Raw genomic sequence first — 23,382 nt, forward strand, 5'->3', positions numbered from 1 at the left:
CGTCGACCTGCTCGCCCGCGCGCTGACCGGGGAACTCGGGGGAAGGCCGGAGTAGCCCCGCGGATCTCCCTCCGGAAGCTGGTGGCCGAGGTACTCGACCGGGTAGACGAGCATCCGGACTTCGACCCGCGTGAGCACTACGAACTGACCGTGACTGCCGCCGAGCTGACCGCCGGCGAGCGCGGCGCGGCGACCAGCGCGGGTGAAATTGATCTGGATCTGCCGTGACGGGCTCGGTCACCCGGCTGCACCCGGCCCTCGTGCACCATATCGTCAACACGTTGGGCCGGCGAACGTTGCGGCCGCTCCAGGAGGAGGCCATCAAGCCGGTCGTCGATGGGAAGGATGCTTTGCTGCTCGCACCCACCGCGGGCGGAAAGACCGAGGAAGCGTTCTTTCCCGTCCTGACCGCGATGGAGGAGAAGCGCTGGACCGGCTTGTCGGTGCTGTATGTGTGCCCGCTGAAGGCGCTGCTGAACAATCTGCTGCCTCGGCTGGAGGGATATGCCGCGTGGCTCGGGCGGCGAGTCGCGCTTTGGCACGGCGACGTGACCGGGCCTGCGCGGAAGCGAATCCTCCGTGATCCGCCTGATGTCCTGCTGACCACATCGGAATCGCTGGAAGCGATGCTGGTGAGCGCCAACGTGGATCACGCACATTTCCTTGACGGCGTACGCGCCATCGTGGTGGACGAAGTGCACGCTTTTGCCGGGGATGACCGCGGTTGGCATTTGCTGGCTTTCCTTGAACGACTGAGCCGCGTTACGGGGCAGCCGATCCAGCGGATCGGGTTGTCCGCGACGGTCGGCAACCCGCCGGAACTACTTGAATGGTTGCGGGGCTCTGATCGCGGGATTCGTCCGTGTGCGGTCGTTTCTCCTGGCGTCGAGGTACCGGTTTCGGGTCCGCCCGCCGGTGACACCGAATTAGACTACGTCGGCCCGGTGGACAATGCCGCGACGTGATCGCCGCACCGCATCGTGGTGAAAAGCTCTCGTGTTCTGCGACTCGCGACAACTCGGTGAAGAGATCGGCGCAGCCCTGCGTGTGCGTGGTGTCGCGACATTTCTGTCGAACATGTTACCGCGCCACCTGATCCTCGGCATATCGTCGCTCAGCAGTTCCTCGCCCTGTGTCTGCAAGAAAATGCGATCGGGGACGAATGGGGGCAGGCGTGGAACGGCCTGGTGCCGTTCGATCGCCGGAATGAGCCGATTCTGCGTCATTTTCTGGGCGAAGGATTTATCGAGCGTGACGAAAATAGGATGTTCATCGGTCCTAAGGTCGAGCGCACCGATCCTGCACTGCTGACGGAAAAGGTGGACGGCCCCCGCCTGCTGCTATTGGGTGGTCGGAGCTGGAAGGTGACCTGGACCGATTGGAAGCGCCGCCGGTGTTTCGTCGAGACAGCTGACGGGGGCGGGCGAGCACGTTGGTTGACACCGGGTGTCGGCGGTGTCAGTTTCGCGCTGGCCCAAGCTGCGCGGGATGTCCTTCTCGGCTCCGATCCTCGTGTCGAGCTGACTCACCGGGCTCGACGGGTCTTGGCCGGCCTGCGTGATGATCGTTATGCGGCCGTACATCCGGCGGGGACCATCGTCACCCGCGATGCCACCGACGTGCGGTGGTGGACGTGGGCAGGATTCCGGGGAAACGCTACCCTTGCCGCAACCTTGTCCGGACTCGTCGATGAGAAGCAACGGTACGACGACGTTTCCGTGCGGCTGCGCAGCGATTTGACCCGTGAATCCTGGAAATCGGGCATGAAAAGGGTGCTCGCCCGCATCTGCTTGCCCGAGGTGGATGAGCGGGCATTGGCAGGGCTGAAGTTCTCCGATGCGCTGCCGCATCGTCTGGCGATGGCAACGCTGGCAACCCGGCTGGCGGACCTTGACGCCGCTCGTGAGCTGCTGCTGAGGCCTGTCCGGTTTGTCGTGCGGGAGTAAGACGCAAGACGTCTGCATCTTGAACGTAGGGCCTGTGTAGTTGTCGTATGTGCCCCCGACTGGATTCGAACCAGTGACACCCGCTTTAGGAGAGCGGTGCTCTATCCCCTGAGCTACGAGGGCGTGCGTACTGCCGAGGTGAAGCCTACTGGCTCCTCGTCCGGTGGCAAGCAGCAGGTCGTGGGCCGTGGGATCAGCCCGGTCGGCGTTGCTCGGCGCGGACCAGGCCGCCGCCGATGATCAGGCGTTGGATCTCGCTGGTTCCTTCGTACAGGCGCAGGAGGCGGACGTCGCGGTAGATGCGTTCGACGGGCATTTCGCGCAGGTATCCGCTGCCGCCGTGGATCTGGACTGCCAGGTCGGCGGTGCGGCCGGCCATTTCGGTGCAGAACAGCTTCGTGGCGGACGGGGCGATGCGGCGGTCTTCGCCGGTGACGTAGCGCCGGGCGGTGTCCCGGACCAGTGCCCGGCCGGCCAGCACGCCGGTCTGCTGGTCCGCGAGCATGGCCTGGACCAGCTGGAATTCGCCGATCGGGGTGCCGCCCTGGGTGGCGTTCGCGGCGTGTGTGACGGATTCGTCCAGTGCGCGCTGGGCGGTGCCGACGGCAAGGCCGGCGATGTGCACCCGGCCGCGGGCCAGCGAGGTCATGGCGGCTCGGTAGCCGTCGCCCTGAACGAGGGCTTCCGGGCCGACCCGGACCTGGTCGAGGGTGACGTCGGCAGTGCGTGAGCCCTCCTGGCCCATCTTCGCGTCCTTGACGCCGACGCCCACTCCGGGAGTGCCGGCAGGCACGAGGAACACGGCAATGCCGGTATCCGGGATGCGGGCGAAGGTCACGAACAGGTCGGCCTCGGTGGCGTTGGTGATGAACCGCTTGTTTCCGCTGATGACCCAGCCCCCATCGGCGGGTTCGGCGGTGGTGCGCAGCCCGGCCGGATCGGAGCCGGCGCCCGGTTCGGTGAGTGCGAACGAGGCCACTACCTCTCCGGACGCCAGTTTCGGCAGCCAGGCGGCCTGCTGCTCCGCGGTGCCGAAGCCGACCAGGACCTGTCCGGCGATGCCGTTGTTGGTGCCGAACATCGAGCGCAGCGCGAGTGAGGTGTAGCCGAGGGCCATGGCGACCTCGACATCCTGCACCAGATCGAGGCCGAGGCCGCCCCACTCCTGGGGGATCGCGTAGCCGAACAGGCCCATGTCCTTGGCCTGCGCCCGCAGGTCGGCAGGGATGTCGTCGGTCGCCATGATCTCGCGTTCCCGTGGCACGACCCGGGTGCGGACGAAGTCGTCGATCTGGGAGAGGACGTCGGCGAAGACGTCGTCCGGAACGTCCGGGTTTCCGGTGTACACAGTCCGACCACCTGTTCTCGCGGGAGTCTCGGCCAGGGTACGGCGGTGAGCGGCGGCCACGACACCGGTGCGGCGGGCCGATGACCACGATCCGATATCACCCTTGTGGGTTACTTCAGAAGGGCTTGACCAGCAGTTCATCTGCTTCCAGTGGACCAGTAACATCACCTGTTCGTGTCTGGTTTCCAAACCATGGGCAACAGTAGGTAATCTTCCGTAACGGGTGCGGGGAGCCGGCTCCGACCCAGGGCTGCCGGAGGGCTTCGTTGATCAAGCTCATGTTCGCCGACGACGAGGAACTGGTTCGGTCGGGACTGCGCGCCATGATGTCGGGGGCCGCCGACATCGAGATCGTCGGCGAGGCGAACGATGGCAGGACCGCGGTCGAGGTCGCGCGGCGTTATCACCCCGACGTCGTCCTGCTCGACATCAAGATGCGGGCTCCGGATGACGGGATCCGCGCGCTGCGGGCCATCCTCGCGCTGCCGGACCCGCCCAGCGTCGCGATGCTGACCACGTTCGACATCGACGAGTACGTCAGCCTCGCGCTGCGGCTCGGCGCGAATGGCTTCCTCCTCAAGGACATCGACCCATCCGCGCTGCTGCGGGCCATCCGGGACCTCGCCAAGGGCGGCGCGGTGCTCGACCCGGGCGTGGCCGCGCGCATGGTGCAGAGCCATCGGGACGAGCAGCGCGCCGCGCAGCCGGCGCGCAAGCTGCTGGCCTCGCTGTCCGAACGGGAACGTGAGGTGGTCGCGTTGATCGGCCAGGGGCTGTCCAACGCCGAGATCGGCGCCAGACTGCACCTGTCCGAGGCGACGGTGAAGGGGTACGTGTCGGCGGTGCTCTCGAAGATCGGCGCTGCCAACCGGGTGCAGGCCGCCCTGCTGGCCTATCGGGGCGGCCTGCTCGACAAGTAGATAACCGGGCCGGCACCGAAAGGTCGGCGACGGGGCTGCTACTCTCCGCATCGCGCGGCGCTTGGCTGGGTCGCGTCGAACAGTGTGGTGCGAATGCTTGTGGGGTTGTGGTCATGGTGGCAACGGGCAAAGTAAGCCGATTCGACGACGTGCGCGGTTATGGGTTCATCTCCCTGGACAGTGGTGGCGAGGACGCGTTCCTCCACGTGAACGATCTGACTTTCGACAAGCGGCTGGTGGTACCGGGCGCCCGGGTGGAGTTCCTGCTCGAGGAAGGCGACCGCGGGCTGAAGGCGTCCCAGGTCCGGCTCGCCGAGCAGCCGGCGGCGCCGGTCGGCTCGTTCACGGGATCGCACGAGCAGGACGAGCTTTGCGACCTGCTCTCGACCTCGCAGCTGACCACGGAGCTGACCGAGCGGCTGCTCTTGGCGGTGCCGACGCTCACCGGCGAGCAGATCGTGGCGGTCCGGAAGGCCGTCGTCGGGGTCGCGCAGGTGCACCGTTGGATCGACGACTGAGCTTCCGTGGTCGGGCGTGTCAAGCCGGAGCATCGGGTGTCGGAGGCCGACCGGCTACCCCGGTGACCGGCTCGGCCGGTAGGGCCAGTCCATGGTCCTGACCGCGCTCGAATTCCTCGGGCTGGTCGCCTTCGCGGCGTCCGGTGCGCTCGCCGCCGTGCGGGCGCGGCTGGACGTGTTCGGCGTGATCGTTCTCGGGCTCACCACCGCCCTCGGCGGCGGCATCCTCCGCGACGTGCTGCTCGGCATTCATCCGCCGACGTCCTTGCGTAACTGGCCTTATCTGGCGGTCTGCGCGGCCACCGCACTGATCGTGTTCGCCTTCCACCCGCAGGTTGCCCGGCTCCGGCGCGCAGTGCTGGTCGCGGACGCCCTTGGGCTCGGCGTGTTCGCCACGGCCGGGACGACGCTCGCACTGAACGCGGGCGCGACCGTGTATGCGGCCTGTCTCATCGGCATGACCAGTGGAATCGGCGGTGGCGCGGTCCGCGATCTGCTGCTGCGTGAGATCCCGCTGGTGCTGCGTAAGGAGATCTACGCGGTGGCCGCGCTTACCGGGGCGGTGTGCGTCGGTGTCGGGCACGCGCTGCGGCTTCCCGCAGGTCCGGTCACGGTGGTGGCCGCGGCGGTGGTGGTGACGATCCGGATGCTCTCGCTCTGGCGGCATTGGAACGCACCGGTCGCGCGGCCGGCCGGCGAAGGTCCTTCGTGAGTTCTGCGTATGTTCTTAGGCGGGTCTCAGCACTCTGCGTAAGACTGGCCGCATGCGCATCCTCGTGGTGGACGACGACCGTGCCGTCCGTGAGTCACTCAGACGGTCTCTGGAGTTCAACGGCTACACCGTGGAGCTGGCCAGCGATGGTGCGCAGGCGCTGGAGACGATTCTCGCCAACCGGCCCGACGCGTTGGTGCTCGACGTGATGATGCCGCGGCTGGACGGGCTCGAGGTGGCCCGGAGGCTGCGCAGCACCGGGGACGACCTGCCCATCCTCGTGCTGACCGCGCGGGACACCGTCTCCGACCGGGTTTCCGGTCTCGATGCCGGCGCCGACGACTACCTGCCCAAGCCGTTCGCGCTGGAGGAACTGCTCGCCCGGCTGCGCGCTTTGCTGCGCCGTGCGGTGCCGGACAACCAGCAGGGCGACGTTAGCGAAGTGCTGTCGTTCGCCGATCTCACCCTGGAACCGGGCACTCGCGAGGTCCGCCGCGGCGGCCGTGAGATCAGCCTCACCCGAACCGAATTCGCGCTGCTCGAGCTGTTTCTTTCGTACCCCAAGCACGTGCTGACCCGTGGAAGGATCCTGGAGGAAGTATGGGGTTACGACTTCCCGACGTCGGGCAACGCGCTGGAGGTCTACGTCGGTTACTTGCGCCGCAAAACAGAGGCCGACGGGGAGCCGAGGCTGATTCACACGGTACGGGGAGTGGGGTACGTGCTGCGCGAAACTCCACCGTGACCGACGAGCCCACGGTGTCGACCGTCGATGTCGGCGATCCTCGTGGACAGCGGTGGGGCACTCGCCGATTCTCGTTGCGCGGCCGGGTCACTCTGCTCGCCGCGGCCTGTGTCGCCGGTGCGGTGGCGCTCGTCTCGCTGTGCGCTTACCTGATCGTGCAGAGCAATCTCTACCAGCAGCTCGACGACAACCTGCTGGCCCGCGCCAACGCGGCGGTGAACTCACCGCAGGTGCAGACGCAGCTCCAGCAGGTGCCGGGGGCCTTCCTCGCCAGTGCCGACCTGAAGATCGGCCAGCTCAACGGCTGGACCGAGGCGCTCGCCTATCCGCAGGCCGGTTCGCCGCCACCGGTGAGTCAGTCCGAATTGGACGTTGCCACCGGGCGCACGGCGCAGTCGCTGCGGACCGACCAGAAGACCGACACCCGCGTGATCGCGCTCCCGATGGGACACGGCGAGGCGATGGTGCTGGCGTTGTCGATGGCGCCCACCCAGCGCACGCTCAACGAGCTGGCCGTGGTTCTGTTCCTCGTCGGCGGTGCCGGGATCGTGGTCGCCGCCGGCGCGGGCACCGCGGTGGCGAGGGCCGGGCTGCGGCCGGTGGACCGGCTCACCTCGGCCGCCGAACGGGTCGCCGCGACCGGCGATCTGCGGCCGATCCCGGTGAGCGGGGACGACGAGCTCGCCCGGCTCACGCACAGCTTCAATACGATGCTCGGCACGGTCGCGGATTCGCAGGAACGCCAGCGCCGGCTTGTCGCCGACGCGGGACACGAGCTGCGGACCCCGCTGACCTCGTTGCGGACCAACCTGGAGCTGCTGCTCTCGGCCGACCGGCCGGGTGCGCCCTCGCTGCCCGCCGAGGACCGCGCGGAGATCGAGACCGATATCCGCGGTCAGCTCGACGAGCTGACCCAGCTCATCGGTGACCTCGTGGAGCTGGCCCGCCAGGACGAACCGCGCGAGCAGAACGAACGCGTCGAGCTGGTCGAGGTGGTGGAACGGGCGCTGGACCGGGCCCGCCGCCGGGCCGGCGAGATCGAGTTCGACGTGACGATGCAGCCGTGGGTGCTCACCGGGGACAACAGCGCGCTGGAACGCGCGGTGCTGAACCTGCTCGACAACGCGGTCAAGTTCTCCCCGCCGGGCTCGCGCGTGCGCGTGGTGCTGCGGCCGCTCGGCGACGGCACCGCGGTGGTCGAGGTCGCCGATGCCGGGCCTGGAATCGCCGAAGAAGACCTGCCCAACGTGTTCGACCGCTTCTACCGTTCCGCGGAGGCCCGCACGCTGCCGGGCTCCGGGCTCGGGCTGGCCATCGTGCAGAACGCCGCGGAACGGCACGGCGGCACGGTGTACGCGAACCGCGCGCCTGAAGGCGGTGCGTTGCTGACCATCCGGCTGCCCGGCGAGCCCGGCTGATCACCGGCTCGTCCAGCCGGGGGACACGGAACTGCACGTCCCACGCCAGGCATGTTTGATCGCGTAGGATTTTGTGTGGTTCAGAAGTACGTGCGTGGGGAGTGGGCGGTGCTTGCGCGGCAGCGACAGGCAGTGATTCTCGAGGAGGCCCGGCGGTCCGGTGCGGTCCGGGTCAGCGACCTCGTGGCGCGGCTCGGCGTGTCCGATATGACGGTGCGCCGGGACCTCGACGTGCTCGCGGGCCGGGGCCTGGTGGAGAAGGTCTACGGCGGTGCCACGTCGGTCGTCGGCAAGAGCACCGACGAGCCGGGATTCGAGGCCAAGTCGGTGCGCCAGCTCGCGCAAAAAGAGGCCATCGCCGGGCTGGCCGCCTCGCTGGTGAAGCCGGGTACCGCGATCGGCCTGTCCGCGGGCACCACCACCTGGACGCTCGCCCATGCCCTCGCCGGCGTTCCCGGCCTGACGGTCGTGACCAACTCGATCCAGGTCGCCGACGTGCTGCGGGCCTCCACCCAGCCCGACCGCACGGTGGTGCTCACCGGTGGGGTGCGCACCCCGTCCGACGCGCTGGTGGGCCCGGTCGCCGTGCACAGCCTCCGATACCTGCACCTGGATCTGGTCTTCCTCGGCGTGCACGGAATGGCCGAGGGGCCGGGGTTCACCACCCCGAATCTCACCGAAAGCGAAACCGACCGGGCGCTGGTGGAGGCGGGCCGCCGGCTCGTGGTGCTGGCCGACCACACGAAGTGGGGCACGGTCGGCATTTCCACCATCGCGGACCTCGACGAGGCGCACGCGGTGGTGACCGACGACGGCCTTTCCGTACCGGCGCGGGAAATCCTCGCCGACCGGGTGGGAGAACTCCTGATCGCCGAGACGGCGGAGAATCTCGAGGCGGAAGAAGCGTGAAGCGCACTGTGCGGCACCTGGCCGATGGCCGGGAAATCATCTACTTCGACCACGCCGGCGCACCGGAACGGTGTGCCGCGGACACCAGGGACCTGACTCCGGTCGCGGCCGCCTCGGAGATCCGCCGTGATCCGCTGACCGGCGAGTGGGTGGCGATGGCCGCACACCGGCAGACCCGCACCTACAAACCGCCCGCCGACCTTTGTCCTCTGTGCCCGACCCGTCCGGGCAAGCCCAGCGAGATCCCGGAGGCGGGCTACGACGTGGTCGTCTTCGAGAACCGGTTCCCGTCGTTCTCCCAGCACGTGATCGGTGCACCGTCCACTGTGGATGATCTCGGCCTAGTGCCGGTCGCGCCGGGCCGCGCGCGATGCGAGGTGATGTGTTTCACCAGCGACCACGCTGGCGCGTTTTCCCGGCTGAGTCCGGAACAAGTGCGGTTGGTCGTGGACGCCTGGGCGGACCGCACGGCCGGGCTCGCGCAGACCCCGGGAGTGGAACAGGTCTTCCCGTTCGAGAACCGTGGTGAGGAGATCGGGGTCACGCTTTCCCACCCGCACGGCCAGATCTACGGTTACCCGTTCGTGACACCGAAGACGGAGCGGATGCTCGAGGTCGCCCGTGCCTACGCCGCCGAGCACGGTCGTCCGGTACTGGGTGATGTCCTGGCCGCCGAACGGAAATCCGGCGCCCGGGTGATCGCCGAGGGGGAACACTGGACCGCGTTCGTGCCACCTGCCGCGCGCTGGCCGGTGCACATTCAGGTGGTGCCGCATCGGCATGTACCGGACATTCCGTCGCTGACCGACGCCGAGCGCGATGACTTCGCCAAGGTGTATCTCGACGTGCTGTGCCGGTGTGACGCGCTTTACAACCGAGCGTTGCCCTACATCGCCGGCTGGCATCAGGCGCCGGTGCACCGCGATCGCGACCTGTCCTGGCTGCACCTGGAATTGTTCTCGGTGCTGCGTTCGAAGGACAAGCTGAAGTACCTGGCGGGCTCCGAATCCGGAATGTCGGTGTGGATCAACGATGTCACCCCGGAACAGGTCGCGGAGCGCCTTCGCGCAGCGGAGTGCGCGGTGAGCCCGGCATACTCATCTGCGAAACACAGGTTCGACTCAGGAACTTCTCAGGCCCAGCCGCTTAGGTGAGAACATGACCGAGAACGACCCCGACGCGCCCGATTCCGCGACGGGTCGCCAGGATCCGGGAGCCCAGCCGGGCGCCCCGGGCCAGGCGGCCTGGAACCAGCAGCAACCTGCTTCCGGTGAACCGGTCAGCCAGCCACCTGCCGGACAGCCCGGCCCGGCATACGGAACCACCGGTGGTGCGCCCAGCCCGTGGTCGGCGCAGGGCGCGGCAGCCGCGCACGGCAACCCGGCTTCCGGCGGCCAAGGCACGCCGGACGCCACCACCGGGAGCCCGGCAGGTTCGGCTTACGGTGGAACGGCTTCTGGTGGCTCGGTTTCGGGGTCCTCAGCGGAAACTTCGCCGACCGGTTCCGCATCAGGCGCAGCCTCGAGTGGCTCGGCGTCCAGCGCGTCGTCGGGCGGTGCTGCGTATGGAGCTTCGGCTGGTGAGAGCACAGCGCCGGGTAACCCCGCGCACCCCACCTCGGCGGGTGCGGGTGCGGTGCAGGGCGGCTCCGAGTACGGCACGCCAGCCGGTGGGACCGCGGCCTCCTCGCCGTATGGCGTTCCTGTCGGCTCGGCGTATCCAGGAGGCCCGGGGCAGAGCTACGGTCAGCACCAGTCGTATCCGCCGGGTGGGCCGCAGACCAATCCGTATGGCACGCCGGACACTTCGGCGTATGGCGTCTCGTCGCAGCCGGCGAAGAAGCCCGGTCCGGGCAAGCTGCTGGCCGGCGTCGCAGCGATCGCACTCGTCATCGGCGGGGTGGCCGGTGGCACCGTAGGGTACCTGACCGGCGGATCGTCCGGGCCGTCGGTGAACGCGCTCGACCAGCCGAAGCCCGCGCAGCAGACGGGGAACGCCCCGACCGGGTCGATCGAGTCGGTCGCGCAGAAGCTCTCGCCGAGCGTGGTCGAGCTGAAGGTTTCCGGTCGCACCTCGTCCGGCGAGGGCTCCGGATTCGTCCTGAGCAGTGACGGATACATCCTGACCAACAACCACGTCGTCCAGGCCGGCGCGAACGGCGGGCAGATCCAGGCAGCGTTCCCGGACGGCAGGAAGGCCACCGCGTCGGTGGTCGGTCGCGATCCGACGACCGACATCGCCGTGGTCAAGGTCTCCGGGGTCGCCAACCTCACTCCGGTGCAGCTGGGCCGTTCCGACGATCTGCGGGTCGGCCAGCCGGTGGTCGCCATCGGTTCGCCGTTCGCGCTGGCCGGCACGGTCACCTCGGGCATCGTCAGCTCCTTGCACCGTCCGGTGAAAGCGGGTGGCGAGCAGCAGGGCGACCAGAACACCGTGATGGACGCGATCCAGACCGACGCGGCGATCAACCCGGGCAACTCGGGCGGCCCGCTGGCGAACGCGAGCGGCCAGGTCATCGGCATCAACTCGGCCATCTACAGCCCCAACTCCGGCCAGGGCAGCGGCGGGCAGGGCGGCAACGTCGGCATCGGCTTCGCCATCCCGATCGACCAGGCCCGCCGCACCGCCGACGACATCATCAAGACCGGGCATGCGAACCAGACCTTCATCGGGGCCAAGGTGGCCGACGCACCGCAGGGCGGCGCCCAGCTCGGTGACATCACGCCGGGCAGCCCGGCGGACAAGGCCGGCCTCAAGTCCGGTGACGTGGTGACCAAGATCGACGATCGCGTCATCGACAGCGCGGACACGCTCGTCGCCGCGATCCGCACCCGTGCCCCGGACGAGAAGGCCACCTTCACCCTGGCCGGCGGACGCACCGTCGAGGTCACCCTGGGCGGCCAGCCGGTGCCGGTGAACTAACCGAAACGCTCGGCCGCCGTGTCGCGGCCGAGACCAACCACGGCTCGACCTCCTGGGCAGGGCCGGACCCTCGAAGGCAACGCGCGACCAGGCGGAATCCGGCCCGGTCGCGCGTGGCTTTTCCGGCGAGCGAGGCGCCGCGAGACCTGCGCTGAGACACAGACACGCGGAGACACAGACACGCGGAGAGGCTCTCCGTACCGCCTCCGACTCGGCACGGAAAGCCTCTCCGTGGCGGTGAACTGCCCCGCCGCTCGAGGTCTCAAACACCGGATCTGCGGAAAAATTCCCGATCCGGCCGAAACCCTCTGGTCGGCCATTCCGCTTCGCCCGGGGGGTTTCGGTGGCCTGTTCCGGTACGTCAGCCGCAAGATCGTGCCGATGTCGTTCCGGCCATGCCGGAGCGGCATGGCCTGCCAATGGCGCCACCCAAGCACCACACCGGCTTGTCCAACTTCGATGCCCGGTAGCTATTCCTGCGCCAGTTTCGTTGCGAGGTAAGGGCCAATAGCCAGCTCAGCGTGGACCGGCATCGCCCGCATCCCGACTCGAAATCGACCGGCGTCCACATCGGACTGCCGGGGCGCCGTGCTGGCGGCAGGCCCGTGACCGAGGGCATCAGACGTCGCCGAGCGACGACCCCGGGCGGCCCAGCCGCCCGGCCTCCGCCGAATGGCCGGGCCCGCAGGGGCGGAGCAGGCCCGAAACCGGATACGGTGTCGGTATGGAACGGAGCGCACAGCGGCTGGGCCGGGCACTCGTGGTGATTGTGGACGACCGGGTCGCGCATGGCGAGCACGAGGACACGACCGGACCGCTCGTCACCGAGCTGCTCGAAGAAGCCGGGTTCATCGTCGATGGCGTAGTAGTGGTCGAGGCCGAGACCGCGGGCATCCGCAACGCGCTCAACACCGCGGTGATCGGTGGCGCCGACCTGGTGATCACCGTCGGCGGTACCGGGGTGTCCCCGCGCGACCGCACTCCTGATGCCACGGCCGGCGTGCTGGACCGGCCGATCCCGGGTATCGGCGAGGCGCTGCGCGCGTCCGGGCTCGCCGCTGGGGCGGTGGACGCCGGCATCTCACGCGGCCTCGCCGGTGTCTCCGGCAGCACCCTGGTGGTCAACCTGGCCGGCTCGCGTGCCGCGGTGCGCGATGGCATGGCCACGCTGTCCTCGCTGGTGCCGCACGTGATCGACGAGCTTTCCGGGCTCGAAGAGGTCTGACCATCGGCCGGCCGGGTACGCAATCACTCTGTAGTTGTCAAACAGCTGGTGAGACCATGGAGAAATGCCGCACGAGGAACGACGCCCACAGGTGAGTGAGGTGCAACGCCGCAGGCGGCTGGACGAGGTCTTCGGGGACGTCCTTCCGGAGACCACCTCCGATGAGCGCGGCCGGGACCGGGACACCCCGGACTCCTGGTATCTCGAGAACCGGCCGCCGCACCATGATCGGTGACCTTCATCCGCCGGAGCGGGCGGAGCCGTGGGCCTGCGCACGCAGCAGGTCACGGATCTCGGTGAGCAACTCGGTGTCCGTCGGCTCCGCCGGCCCGGCTTCCTGGCCGCGCTTGCGCCGCTCCTGCAGGTGCTTCACCGGCAACACGATCGCGAAGTAGACCACCGCCGCGACGATCACGAAGTTGATCGCCGCGTTGATCACGCCACCGAAGTCCATGAAGGTGGCGCCGTTGGCGTCGAGGATCCGGAAGCCGAGGCCTTGCGCAGCTTCCGAACCACCGATGGCGTTGATCAGCGGCTTGATCAGGCCGTTGGTGAACGCTGTGACGATCGTCGTGAACGCGGCGCCGATGACGACCGCGACCGCGAGGTCGACGACGTTGCCGCGCATCAGGAAGTCCTTGAAGCCTTTCAGCACTGCCACTCCAGGGGTATTCGGGACGGGGCCGGACCGACTTCGGCAGCCATCGCCCGTCGGAACAGGGAAGGGTTAGCGGAGAGTAACTGCTACCGGCTGCTCCAACGAAGAGGCTGCAACCTGCGTGGCGATCCGTTCCGGCAACGCGAGCAGCACCAGCGGACCCTGTTCCTTCGGCCCGAGGGCGCGGCTCCCGGCTTCGCCGGACCGGTGCACGGCGACCACCGTGGCCCCGCTGGCCAGCACAGACGTCGGGTTTCCGGCGTTGCCGCGCGCCACGACGTCGACATGTTGCCCTGGTCGGAGCAGCTCCGCGACGCCTGCATCGGCCAGCCGGACGGCCACGGTGACCGCGCCCGGTTCACCCGTGGCGGGGAGATCGGTGCCGAGCAGCCGGGCGTCCGTGATCGGTTCTCCGGCCCGCGCCGCACCGGACAGCAGCCGGCCGACGGCGGCTTCCGGCGCGGACAGCGCGCCAGTGGGGCGGACGTCGTCAGGCATCGCCAGGAGCCGCAGGTCGGCGGAGCGCAGGACCGCGCCGGCCGGAAGATCTCGCGCGGCCACCACCGTGGTGGTCGCCGGCGCGCCGCGGGCAACCGGCGGCAGAACCATCAGGACCAGACCGGCCAGCAGTAACGCCAGCGCCGCGAATCGGCGGATCAGCCGACCCCGTGGGCCGCGCAACCAGCGCAGGCCGGGCAACGCGGGAAAGCGGCTGAGCAAGGTGTCCACGGTCGTCCCCTCATCGGTTCACGTGCGGCGGGGTGCCGCACGAATCCGACGTTAGGCACGGTCCGGGCCGGTGGAAAGGGCCGGACCACGCGCCTGTGGACAACTGCCCCCTTGTGGATAACCCGGGGCTCAGGAGGCCACGGAGGAGGTGCTGCTCGTGCTCGAGGAGGAAGATGAAGCCGAGGCCGGAGTGGACGAACCGGCCGAATCCGAAGACGAGGAGGAAGAACTGGATGCAGACGAATCAGACTTGCTGGTCTCGCTCTTCGTGGAGTTCGAAGAGTTCGAGGTGGTGGTGGACTTGCCCGAATCACGCGAGTCCGTGCGATAGAAGCCGCTGCCCTTGAAGACCACACCGACCGAACTGAAGACCTTGCGCAGCACGCCGGAGCACTGCGGGCAGACCGTCAGGCTGGCGTCGGAGAAGGACTGCACAGCCTCGAAGCGGTGGTCGCATTCCTTGCAGGCGTACTGGTACGTGGGCACAGACAGCTCCTTCATGCACTGGCACTCGACCTACCAGAGTGCTAACCCAATTGTGCTGGATGGCATTCCCCAGCGCAATTGCCCCTTGCTCACATCACGGGGCGGGCAGCCGGACCAGGCCGTCCGGGGTCAGCGCCGCGGCCATCGGCACGTCGTGGGGCTCCCCGGGCAGGAGGTCCACCAGCTCCTCGGTCCGCACGACCGCCAGGAGATCCGCGGTGGCGGTGCCCAGGGAGCGATCGTAGTGGCCCGCGCCGCGGCCGAGCCGCACTCCCCGCCGATCGACCGCGAGCGCCGGTACGAGGATCACCTCCGCCGCGGCGACCGCGTCCGATCCCAGCCGCGGTCCGGCCGGTTCGAGGATGCCGCGCAGCGGACCCGGCGCGAGGTCGTCCGGCCCGGTGTAGGTGGCCCAATCGAGCGGTCCGGGCGTGGGCCGGATGACCGGCAACAGTACCCGGGCACCGGTCCCGGAGAGCGCTTCGACCAGGGACAGCAGACCCGGCTCGGTGCCGAAGGGCAGGTACGCGCACACGGTTTCGGCGCGGATCGCCGCGGCCGCGGCAGCCAGCGCGGCGGCTTCCCGGGCGTGCTGCTGGGGGGGCACCTCGGCGCGGGCACGGAGAACCCGGGCTCGCCACTCCGCCTTGCTCAGGTGCTCATTGCCCGGCTCGTGCATGGGACCAGGTTAGGCTTTGCGCCCATGACGGGCGCCGAATCCACTCAGACGTTCAGAACCGCCATCGTGCCGGCCGCCGGCCTCGGCACGCGCTTCCTGCCGGCCACGAAGGCGGTGCCGAAAGAGCTGCTGCCGGTGGTCGACACACCCGGGATCGAGATCGTCGCCACCGAGGCGGCGAGCGCCGGGGCGAAACGGCTGGTGATCGTGACCTCGCCCGGAAAGGAAGCGGTCGTCCGCTACTTCGAGGCGCAGCCGGAGCTGGAGCGGACCCTCGAGGACAAGGGCAAGACCGAACTGCTGGAGAAGGTGCGGCGCGGGCCAGGGCTGCTGGACGTCGAGATCGCCATCCAGGAGCAGGCGCTCGGGCTCGGGCACGCGGTGGCGCAGGCCGAGCCGAACCTGACCGACGAGGACGCCGCGGTCGCGGTGCTGCTGCCGGACGATCTGGTCCTGCCGGCCGGTGTGCTCGAGCGGATGGCGGCTGTGCGGGCCAGGTATGGCGGCAGCGTGCTCTGTGCGTTCGACATCCCGAAAGCGGAGATTTCGCCGTACGGCGTCTTCGACGTCTCCGAGACCGATGACCCGGACGTCAAACAGGTGCACGGGATGGTCGAGAAGCCGAAGCCGGAGGACGCTCCGTCGACCTTCGCCGCGGCCGGCCGCTACTTGCTTGACCGGGCGATCTTCGACGCGCTTCGGCGGATCGAACCGGGTGCCGGCGGCGAACTGCAGCTGACCGATGCCGTCGCACTGCTGATCCGGGAGGGTCATCCGGTGCACGTGGTGGTGCATCACGGGGGCAGGCACGACCTCGGGAATCCGGGCGGTTTCCTGCGTGCAGCCGTCGATTTTGCGCTCGAGGACCCGACCTACGGACCGGCGCTGCGCACCTGGCTGACCGACCGGATCGGGAACGAACGCTCATGACGGAAACGCCAGAGACCACCGCGGCTGACGTCACTCCGCCCGAAGCCGCCTCGCCGAACGTGACCCCGCCGAACGTGACTCCGTTGACGGTGGCGCCGACGGACGAGGCCGACGATTCGAACGCGGAGTTCCGTTCTGTCGACGCGCAGATCGCGCTGACCCTGGACGCGGCGGTACGACCTCAGCCGGTTCGGGTGGCTATCTCCGAAGCGCAAGGCTTGCTGTGTGCGGAAGAAGTCGTCGCTGAGCACGCGCTGCCCGGGTTCGACCAGGCCGCTGTGGACGGGTACGCGGTACGAAGCGTCGATGTGCGTGCCGCCGGTGAGGAGCCTGTGCAGCTGCCAGTGGTCGGCGAGATCCCGGCCGGCTCGCGGCAGCCTCGGCGGTTGCAGCCGGGGCAGGCGGTGCGCGTGGACACCGGCGCGCCGCTGCCCACACTCGCCGACGCGGTGATCCCCACCGCCTATACCGACGGGCACCAGGCCAAAGTCACCGTGCACCGCTCGGTGCCGTCGGCGGGCTACGTGCGCCGTGCCGGCGAGGACGTCCAGATCGGCGACGTCGCCGTGCGCAAGGGGGACACGATCGGGTCCGCCCAGGTGGGCCTGCTTGCCGCCGTCGGCCGGGCAAAGGTGCTGGTCTATCCGCGCCCGCGGGTGTCGATCGTGTCCGTCGGCGACGAGCTGGTGGACGTCGATCGCACCCCGTCGGTCGGCCAGGTATACGACGTCAACTCCTATGCGCTGGCGGCGGCCGCGCGGGACGCCGGCGCCGAGGTGAGCCGGGTCGGCATCGTGCCGGGGGACCCGAAGCGGCTGCGCGAGGTCGTCGAGGGCAGGCTGCTGATGTCCGAGATCGTGGTGGTCGCGGGCGGGGCAGGCGGGACGTCCGGGGACGAGGTGCACGCGGCGCTGTCCGACCTCGGGCACATCGATCTGACCCGGGTCGCCATGCACCCCGGCTCCGTGCAGGGATTCGGCCGTCTCGGCCCGGATTCGGTGCCGACCTTCCTGATCCCGGGCAACCCGATGAGCGCGCTCGTGGTGTTCGAGGTGCTCGTGCGGCCGCTGATCAGGGCCGCCCGCGGGACGCGCAACCCGCACCGTCGCGTTGTCGGCGCGCGCCTGCTGTCGCCGGTCACCTCGACCAAGGGACGGCGGGGCTACCTGCGCGGGCAGCTGCTGCGCGACGAGGCCAACGGCGAGTACCTGGTGCAGCCGCTCGGCACCTCCGGCGCGCACCTGCTCGCCTCGCTCGCCGAGGCGAACTGCCTGATCACCGTGGACGAGGATCTCACCGAGGTCGCCGCGGGCGAACAGGTGAAGGTCACGTTCCTCGCGCAGCGCGCGTAACGGGCTCGGTTCGTGGCCGCACTCGCCTACCCGGTGGAAAGCCGCCATCCCGGCTGGCCCGCACGGCTAGGCCCGCTGCGCGTCCCGGCCGGGGTCGTCGCGGTGCGGCCGGTGCGGTTGCGTGACGCGGCGGACTGGAGCCGCGTCCGGCTGCGCGACCGGGGACACCTGGAGCAGTGGGAGCCGACCGGTATCGGACAGTGGTCGGACCGCAATGCGTTCTGGTCGTGGCCTTCGCAATGGGCCGCGTTGCGGGGGCTGGCCAGGCGCGGGCAGTGCCTTCCGTTCACGATCACGGTCGACGGAAAATTCGCCGGGCAGATCACCGTGGGTAACGTCATTCGTGCGGCATTGCGCTCGGCCTGGATCGGGTACTGGGTTTCTTCGGAGATCGTGCGCGGCGGGGTGGCGACCGCCGCGGTGGCACTCGTGACGGATCACGCCTTCGATTCGGCCGGGCTGCACCGGCTGGAGGCGACCGTGCGTCCGGAGAACAACGCCAGCCTGCGGGTACTGAGCAAGGCAGGTTACCGGCAGGAAGGCTTGTTCGAACGCTATCTGGACGTGGCAGGCGACTGGCGGGACCACCTGTGCTTCGCCGTGACGAAAGAGGAGACGGGGGATGGCCTGGTCTCGCGGCTGCTCACCACGGGGCGTGCCGAACGGGCCTGATGGTGACTCCGCGTCGACCTCCGAACACGCGTTACCACATCATGTGAGATTCACCTAATGCGGTGATGCATTTTCGTGATCGAACCCGGCGAGTCTGCGACCCCTGTGTGACTGTTGTGGCTAGCGTGACTACAGCAGAGGATCGGGGGAGGTGACGGGAGATGCCCAGTTCGCTGATCATCGTTGCACTGGCCGCGGCGTGGCTCGTGGTTCTCGTGCCCATGGTGGCCCGCAAGCGCCAGCAGGTCGCAAGGACGCCTTCCTCGGCACTGGCCGCACGGGTGGTGCGCAGCGGGAGCGCTCGCAGCGAAGGACAGGAGGAACACGCCGTGTCCGACAGTGTGCAGCCGTCGGTCGAAGACGATCTCGCGGAACTCGAGTCGGAACTCGATGCCGACCTTGACGAGGAGCCGGCACCAGCGGTGGAACCGTTGCCGCAGCCCGCGCGCGCGGAACGGGCCGAGTCCGGGCGTGCCGAGTCCAAGCGCGAACCGCGCAGCTACCGGCCCGGCCGCGGCGGCTTCGATCCGGAAGCAGCCGAGATCGCCGCCCGTGCGAAGTACGCCTTCCGTCAGCGGGTGGTCGTGATCCTGCTGATCCTGGCCATCCTCACGGCCGTGATCGCTGGATTCATGTTCTCTCTGGCCTGGTGGGCACACGGCGCGGTCGACCTCGCCCTGATCGGCTACCTGATCTACTTGCGCCGCCAGGTCCGCATCGAGGGCGAGATCCGCGAACGCCGGATGGCCCGCTACGCGACCACCGGCCCGGCGCGGCGCCCCGACTCGGCCAAGCCGTCTGCTGCCCGTTCGACCGCCAAACCCGTCGCCGATGACCGGGACGAGCCCGAAGACGACGTGGAGGTCGTCGCCCCGGCCCCGCGCGAGATCGTGGAACGCAAGCCCTCGCCGATGTCCCGCGTCCGCCGCCAGGCCGTGGTGGTCGCTCTGGACGACGAGGACCCGGCCTTCGAGGAACTCGACGAACCCGGCATGGGCGGCCCGTACCGCCGAGCCGTCGGAGAGTGACCCCCGTGTTCTGTGCTTCTCTGGGCCACTGATACGCTCTACGAGCACTGAACACGGGGCCTTGTGCTCCTAGGGGCTGTAGCGCAGTTGGTAGCGCGTCTCGTTCGCATCGAGAAGGTCAGGGGTTCGATTCCCCTCAGCTCCACAGATGGCAGGCTCGCGCTCGCATAGAGCGCGAGCTTTTTCTGTTCCGCGTGTCCTCCGGGGCCGAGCTCCGGGACCCCGTTCGGTTGCATTGAGCGGTCCGGGGTTCGAATAGGCTCCCCTAGGGTCCACAGACGTGGTCATCCGCGCGCGAACGCCTATGAGTGGTAGCGGTACCCTCAGGATCGCGATCATCGGACCTTCGACAAGGTACCTCTGCAAGAGTTTCCTTCGACGACTTCCTTTCAAGACGTGGCCTACACGATCAACGACACGCCAGTATGATTACGCGCCGGAATACCGACCATGTGTCGTCGCATCGCCACGGGGTCGCTAGGGTCGTAGGTCTCTCACCGCACGCGGCAGTCGCGCGGATTGTCGGTGGTCATCCTTACGCTCACTGACGCAAGATCAATAACTAGGACGGGGTTGGAGTGCGTAAGCTGACGTTACCGCAGCTGGAGCGGCACTTGTTCGCTGCGGCCGACATCCTTCGAGGCAAGATGGATGCCTCGGAGTTCAAGGAGTACATCTTCGGGATGCTCTTCCTGAAGCGAGCCTCCGACCAGTTCGAAGCCGCCCGCGAGCAGGTGGTCAAGCGGCAGCTCGCCGAAGGTGTGAGCAAGGAAGAGGCAGAGCGCCGGGCGTACGTCAAGAGCTTCTACCACGGCGCGTTCTTCGTGCCGGACGAGGCGAGGTGGCAGTACCTGCGCGACGAGGTGCACAACCGGGTGGGCGACGGCCTGAACATCGCGTTGCAGCGGCTAGAGGAGGAGAACCACGCGCTGGAGGGTGTGGTGCAGCACATCGATTTCACCCGCAAGGTCGGTCAGAGCACACTGCCGGACAAGAAGCTGCGAGAACTGATCAAGCACTTCGGCAACTATCGGCTGCGTAACGAGGACTTCGAGTTCCCCGACCTGCTCGGCGCGGCGTATGAGTATCTCATCGGCGAGTTCGCTGACTCCGCAGGCAAGAAGGGTGGCGAGTTCTACACCCCGCGTTCCGTAGTGCGAATGATGGTGCGGCTGGTCAAGCCCGAAGCTGGGAAGTCGATCTACGATCCGTGTTCCGGCTCCGGTGGCATGCTGATCTTCTCCAAGGACTACGTCGAGGAACACGGCGGCAACTCCCGCGACCTGCGGCTGTGTGGCCAGGAGTACAACGGCGGTGTCTGGTCGATTTCCAAGATGAACTTGTTGCTGCACGGTATCGCGGACGCCGATATCCGCAACGGTGACACCCTCACCGAGCCGATGCACACCAAGGGCGGCGAACTGGAGCACTTCGATCGGGTGCTCTCGAACCCGCCGTTCTCGATCAACTTCTTCACCGATGGCATGCGGTTCCCGCACCGGTACCGCTGGGGCACAGTGCCCGAGGGCAGCAAGAAGGCCGACCTGATGTTCGTCCAGCACATGGTCACAGTGCTGAAGAGCGACGGTATCGGCGCCACCGTCATGCCGCACGGTGTGCTCTTCCGTGGGGGCCCTGAACGGGAGATCCGCACCAAGCTGCTAGACGACGACGCGATCGAAGCCGTGATCGGTCTTGCGTCGAACCTGTTCTACGGCACCGGTATCCCCGCCTGTGTCATCGTGTTCCGTTCTCCCGGTTCGAAACCCGCGGAGAAGACGGGCAAAGTCCTGTTCATAAACGCCGACGCCGAATTCGTCGCCGGCCGCGCCCAGAACCACTTGCTCCCCGAACATGCAGAGAAGATCGTCACCGCGTATGAGGCGTTCAAGGATATCCCGGGCTACGCCAAGGTCGTCACCCGCGAGGAGTTGAGGGAGAACGACGACAACCTCAACATCCGCCGATACGCCGACAACGCCCCGCCCCCGGAACCCCATGACGTTCGTGCCCACCTTCACGGCGGCGTCCCCCGGACCGAGGTAGCTGCGAAGGCCAAGCTGTTCACTGCCCACGGCTTCGACCCCTGTGAGCGAGTCTTCGTTGACCGCGACGCCGACTACCTTGACTTCGCCGACGGATTGTCCAAGACGGACCTGAAGGACATCGTCGAGTCGAGCGTCGGTGTGCAGACTCGCGAGGCCGAACTACACGCGGCCATGGACAAGTGGTGGGGCCAGCACGTCATGGTCCTGGAGCGGTTGCCCGAGACTAAGCAACTGATGCTCGCCCGCCGTGAACTACTCGACGCCTTCGCAGAGACGATTGAACCGGTCGGCCTGCTCGACCACTACCAGACAGCCGGCGTGATCGTCCGCTGGTGGGACGGCGTCCAATACGACCTGCGTACCCTGGCCACCAGCGGCTTCGGCGGCCTGATTGACGCCTGGATCGACACGGTGCTCTATGGCTTCGAGGACACCGAATCCAAACTCGATCCCTTTAATCACAAACTGGTCCCGTTCCTAGTGCCAGACTTTCTCCGCGAGTTGGCCGACGCCGAAGCTGCCCGCGCCGAAATCGAAGCCAAGGTCAAGGAAGCATCGGGCGCCGCCGGGGACGACGAAGATGAACCCGCCGAACTCGCTGTCTCCGACGCTGAATTGGCGAAACGCAAGAAAGAGCTGACCGCCGCCAGAAAGAAGTGGAAGGCCATCCGCCAGGGCTTCCCTGGAAGCCTGAGTATGGCCCGCGAAATTCTCGGTCGAGAGGCTGAACGCGACCTCATACTGGCCGTCCTCCGAAATGAGGTATCCGTGCATCTTGACGTGCAGGTTGTATCCCAGCGTCGTAGAATCGCAACTGCTTTGGAGAACTGGGCAGAGAAGTACACGGTACCGCTTCACGAGATCGAAGCTGATCGCGACGCTGCAGCCATGAAGCTCAACCTTTTTCTCCGGGAGCTTGGCTATGAATAGTATTGGTGAGATTAGGGACCTGGTAGACCCAAGTCCTGACCTGTTGAGTGCAAGAACTCCTCCGGAATTCGTATTCAAATACATTGATCTAGGATCTGTTGACAGGGGATCGATCAACTGGCCTGCTGTTGGCAGATTTTCGTTTCGTTCAGCTCCAAGCCGGGCCAGGCGACTGGTTAGACGTGGCGACATTCTTTACGGAACCGTCCGGCCTGCACTGTGCTCCCATGCCTATGTCGACACTGACGAAACCTGTGTTGCTTCCACCGGCTTTGCGGTCTTGAGGTCGAATTCTCGCTCGCACTCCCGCTACATTTACCATCTCATAATGAGCGATATAGTTAAACGCGAGTCTCGAAAATTTGAAGCTGGATCCAACTATCCTGCCGTGAATGAGTCCGATGTTCTCCGGTATTCAGTACCGGTTCCATCCCTCGATAAGCAACGGAAGATTGCAGACATTCTCGACGCGGTCGATGAGTCGATCCGCTCCACCGAGCGGATGATCGCGAAGCTTGAGCAGGCTAAGCAGGGCCTTCTCAATAATCTATTGTCTTTCGAATCCGCTCAAGAGGATTGGCGCCTCCTTACCCTTGGGCAGTTAACAACCAAGATCGTCGATGGGGTCCATGCCACGCCGCGATATGTTGAGAAAGGTGTTCCATTTGTTACGGTGGAGAACCTGACGCGTACTCGCGGCATCTCACTTAGTCCGTGTCGCTATATCACAGCAAGTGATCATAGGGCGTTTTCCGTCCGTGCCGACCCTCGGCCGGGTGACGTCCTTGTTTCGAAGGATGGAACGCTTGGCGTTGCTCGGGTCGTTGGCAAACAGCATGGGGCTTTTAGTATCTTTGTTTCCGTTGCAATGCTCAGGCCTCGGCCGACAGTGGTGATGCCAGAGTTTATTGCATTATTCTTTGTTAGTGAGTATTTCTATCGTCAGCTGGGTTCGCAATCTTCTGGCAGCGGACTGAAGCATATACACCTGAATCAATTTAGGAACCTTGAACTTCCTGTGCCATCGATCAACGAACAGCGCAGAATCATGTCTATTCTTGGCGCTGCCGACGATCGGATTATCGCTGAAATGCATGATCTGACCAAGCTTCGACGGCTGAAACTCGGTTTGATGCGGGACTTGCTGACTGGGCGGGTGCGAGTAAAAGTTTGATCGTCATGGGCCGACCAGAAGTGGTGAATCGCC

24 protein-coding genes and 2 tRNA genes are annotated in these 23,382 nt (G+C 67.2%); 20 read left to right on the forward strand and 6 right to left on the reverse strand.

What is annotated here, in order from left to right; all coding sequences use genetic code 11:
- Positions 1-81: 81 nt before the first annotated feature.
- The 3 genes from D5S19_RS33275 (at position 82) to D5S19_RS33880 (ending at position 1,946) form a co-directional block, all read left to right on the forward strand.
- Entirely contained in the window at positions 82-228 is a 147-nt protein-coding gene (locus D5S19_RS33275) for a hypothetical protein (protein ID WP_233574089.1), read from the forward strand.
- Positions 225-965: a DEAD/DEAH box helicase gene (locus D5S19_RS33875; protein WP_325050306.1), complete on the forward strand. Its 741-nt coding sequence runs from the start codon at positions 225-227 to the stop codon at positions 963-965. The genes D5S19_RS33275 and D5S19_RS33875 overlap by 4 nt, the downstream gene beginning before the upstream one ends.
- A gap of 222 nt (positions 966-1,187) precedes the next feature.
- Entirely contained in the window at positions 1,188-1,946 is a 759-nt protein-coding gene (locus D5S19_RS33880) for a hypothetical protein (protein ID WP_325050307.1), read from the forward strand.
- Between the two features lie 50 nt (positions 1,947-1,996).
- Here D5S19_RS33880 and D5S19_RS22610 read toward each other — a convergent pair.
- Positions 1,997-2,069, reverse strand: a tRNA-Arg gene (locus D5S19_RS22610).
- 70 nt (positions 2,070-2,139) lie between these two features.
- A complete protein-coding gene (locus D5S19_RS22615; protein WP_120025410.1) occupies positions 2,140-3,294 on the reverse strand; it encodes an acyl-CoA dehydrogenase family protein in 1,155 nt (384 codons plus the stop codon).
- A gap of 266 nt (positions 3,295-3,560) precedes the next feature.
- Here D5S19_RS22615 and D5S19_RS22620 point away from each other — a divergent pair, with 266 nt between their 5' ends.
- From D5S19_RS22620 to D5S19_RS22665, 10 genes are all read left to right on the forward strand, one after another.
- On the forward strand, positions 3,561-4,214 hold the full coding sequence (locus D5S19_RS22620; protein WP_120025411.1) for a response regulator: 654 nt from the start codon (positions 3,561-3,563) through the stop codon (positions 4,212-4,214).
- A 113-nt stretch (positions 4,215-4,327) separates the two neighbouring features.
- A complete protein-coding gene (locus tag D5S19_RS22625) occupies positions 4,328-4,732 on the forward strand; it encodes a cold-shock protein (RefSeq protein ID WP_120025412.1) in 405 nt (134 codons plus the stop codon).
- A 91-nt stretch (positions 4,733-4,823) separates the two neighbouring features.
- Positions 4,824-5,444, forward strand: a complete 621-nt coding sequence (locus D5S19_RS22630) for a trimeric intracellular cation channel family protein (RefSeq protein ID WP_120025413.1) — start codon at positions 4,824-4,826, stop codon at positions 5,442-5,444.
- A gap of 52 nt (positions 5,445-5,496) precedes the next feature.
- A complete protein-coding gene (locus tag D5S19_RS22635) occupies positions 5,497-6,189 on the forward strand; it encodes a response regulator transcription factor (RefSeq protein ID WP_120025414.1) in 693 nt (230 codons plus the stop codon).
- 14 nt (positions 6,190-6,203) lie between these two features.
- On the forward strand, positions 6,204-7,607 hold the full coding sequence (locus D5S19_RS22640) for a sensor histidine kinase (RefSeq protein ID WP_120025429.1): 1,404 nt from the start codon (positions 6,204-6,206) through the stop codon (positions 7,605-7,607).
- A 108-nt stretch (positions 7,608-7,715) separates the two neighbouring features.
- Complete coding sequence (locus tag D5S19_RS22645) at positions 7,716-8,516, forward strand: DeoR/GlpR family DNA-binding transcription regulator (RefSeq protein WP_120025430.1); 801 nt, start codon at positions 7,716-7,718, stop codon at positions 8,514-8,516.
- The gene (galT, locus tag D5S19_RS22650) at positions 8,513-9,670 is read left to right on the forward strand and encodes a galactose-1-phosphate uridylyltransferase (protein ID WP_120025415.1); all 1,158 of its coding nucleotides are present in this window, start codon (positions 8,513-8,515) and stop codon (positions 9,668-9,670) included. Before D5S19_RS22645 ends, galT begins: the two co-directional genes overlap by 4 nt.
- Positions 9,671-10,151: 481 nt before the next feature.
- Positions 10,152-11,438: a S1C family serine protease gene (locus tag D5S19_RS22655; RefSeq protein WP_407641776.1), complete on the forward strand. Its 1,287-nt coding sequence runs from the start codon at positions 10,152-10,154 to the stop codon at positions 11,436-11,438.
- A 724-nt stretch (positions 11,439-12,162) separates the two neighbouring features.
- Positions 12,163-12,663: a MogA/MoaB family molybdenum cofactor biosynthesis protein gene (locus D5S19_RS22660; RefSeq protein WP_098513089.1), complete on the forward strand. Its 501-nt coding sequence runs from the start codon at positions 12,163-12,165 to the stop codon at positions 12,661-12,663.
- A gap of 91 nt (positions 12,664-12,754) precedes the next feature.
- Positions 12,755-12,898: a hypothetical protein gene (locus D5S19_RS22665; protein ID WP_199730642.1), complete on the forward strand. Its 144-nt coding sequence runs from the start codon at positions 12,755-12,757 to the stop codon at positions 12,896-12,898.
- Between the two features lie 3 nt (positions 12,899-12,901).
- Here the strand turns inward: D5S19_RS22665 and mscL are convergent, their stop codons facing one another.
- The 4 genes from mscL to D5S19_RS22685 all read right to left on the reverse strand — a co-directional run bounded on the left by mscL (position 12,902) and on the right by D5S19_RS22685 (position 15,215).
- Positions 12,902-13,318: a large-conductance mechanosensitive channel protein MscL gene (gene mscL, locus D5S19_RS22670; RefSeq protein WP_120025418.1), complete on the reverse strand. Its 417-nt coding sequence runs from the start codon at positions 13,316-13,318 to the stop codon at positions 12,902-12,904.
- A gap of 72 nt (positions 13,319-13,390) precedes the next feature.
- On the reverse strand, positions 13,391-14,050 hold the full coding sequence (locus D5S19_RS22675) for an RcpC/CpaB family pilus assembly protein (RefSeq protein WP_233574090.1): 660 nt from the start codon (positions 14,048-14,050) through the stop codon (positions 13,391-13,393).
- Positions 14,051-14,179: 129 nt separating this feature from the next.
- The gene (locus D5S19_RS22680) at positions 14,180-14,536 is read right to left on the reverse strand and encodes an FmdB family zinc ribbon protein (protein ID WP_120025432.1); all 357 of its coding nucleotides are present in this window, start codon (positions 14,534-14,536) and stop codon (positions 14,180-14,182) included.
- Positions 14,537-14,630: 94 nt separating this feature from the next.
- Positions 14,631-15,215, reverse strand: a complete 585-nt coding sequence (locus tag D5S19_RS22685) for a 5-formyltetrahydrofolate cyclo-ligase (protein WP_120025419.1) — start codon at positions 15,213-15,215, stop codon at positions 14,631-14,633.
- A gap of 24 nt (positions 15,216-15,239) precedes the next feature.
- Between D5S19_RS22685 and D5S19_RS22690 the strand changes: the two genes are divergently transcribed.
- The 7 genes from D5S19_RS22690 to D5S19_RS22720 all read left to right on the forward strand — a co-directional run bounded on the left by D5S19_RS22690 (position 15,240) and on the right by D5S19_RS22720 (position 23,349).
- Positions 15,240-16,145, forward strand: a complete 906-nt coding sequence (locus tag D5S19_RS22690; protein ID WP_120025420.1) for a UTP--glucose-1-phosphate uridylyltransferase — start codon at positions 15,240-15,242, stop codon at positions 16,143-16,145.
- Positions 16,142-17,497 (forward strand): molybdotransferase-like divisome protein Glp, encoded by a 1,356-nt coding sequence (gene glp / locus D5S19_RS22695; RefSeq protein ID WP_233574091.1) that lies wholly within the window; start codon positions 16,142-16,144, stop codon positions 17,495-17,497. The genes D5S19_RS22690 and glp overlap by 4 nt, the downstream gene beginning before the upstream one ends.
- A gap of 12 nt (positions 17,498-17,509) precedes the next feature.
- On the forward strand, positions 17,510-18,169 hold the full coding sequence (locus D5S19_RS22700; RefSeq protein ID WP_120025421.1) for a GNAT family N-acetyltransferase: 660 nt from the start codon (positions 17,510-17,512) through the stop codon (positions 18,167-18,169).
- Positions 18,170-18,330: 161 nt separating this feature from the next.
- A complete protein-coding gene (sepX, locus tag D5S19_RS22705; protein WP_120025422.1) occupies positions 18,331-19,197 on the forward strand; it encodes a divisome protein SepX/GlpR in 867 nt (288 codons plus the stop codon).
- A 72-nt stretch (positions 19,198-19,269) separates the two neighbouring features.
- Positions 19,270-19,342 (forward strand) — tRNA-Ala (locus D5S19_RS22710).
- Positions 19,343-19,775: 433 nt separating this feature from the next.
- Positions 19,776-22,175, forward strand: coding sequence for a type I restriction-modification system subunit M (locus D5S19_RS22715; protein ID WP_120025423.1), 2,400 nt, complete (start codon positions 19,776-19,778; stop codon positions 22,173-22,175).
- Entirely contained in the window at positions 22,168-23,349 is a 1,182-nt protein-coding gene (locus D5S19_RS22720; RefSeq protein WP_120025424.1) for a restriction endonuclease subunit S, read from the forward strand. Before D5S19_RS22715 ends, D5S19_RS22720 begins: the two co-directional genes overlap by 8 nt.
- The last annotated feature ends 33 nt before the right edge of the window (positions 23,350-23,382 follow it).

Origin of the sequence: Amycolatopsis panacis (genome assembly GCF_003600245.1) — a bacterium.
In the GTDB taxonomy this organism is placed as follows: domain Bacteria; phylum Actinomycetota; class Actinomycetes; order Mycobacteriales; family Pseudonocardiaceae; genus Amycolatopsis; species Amycolatopsis sulphurea.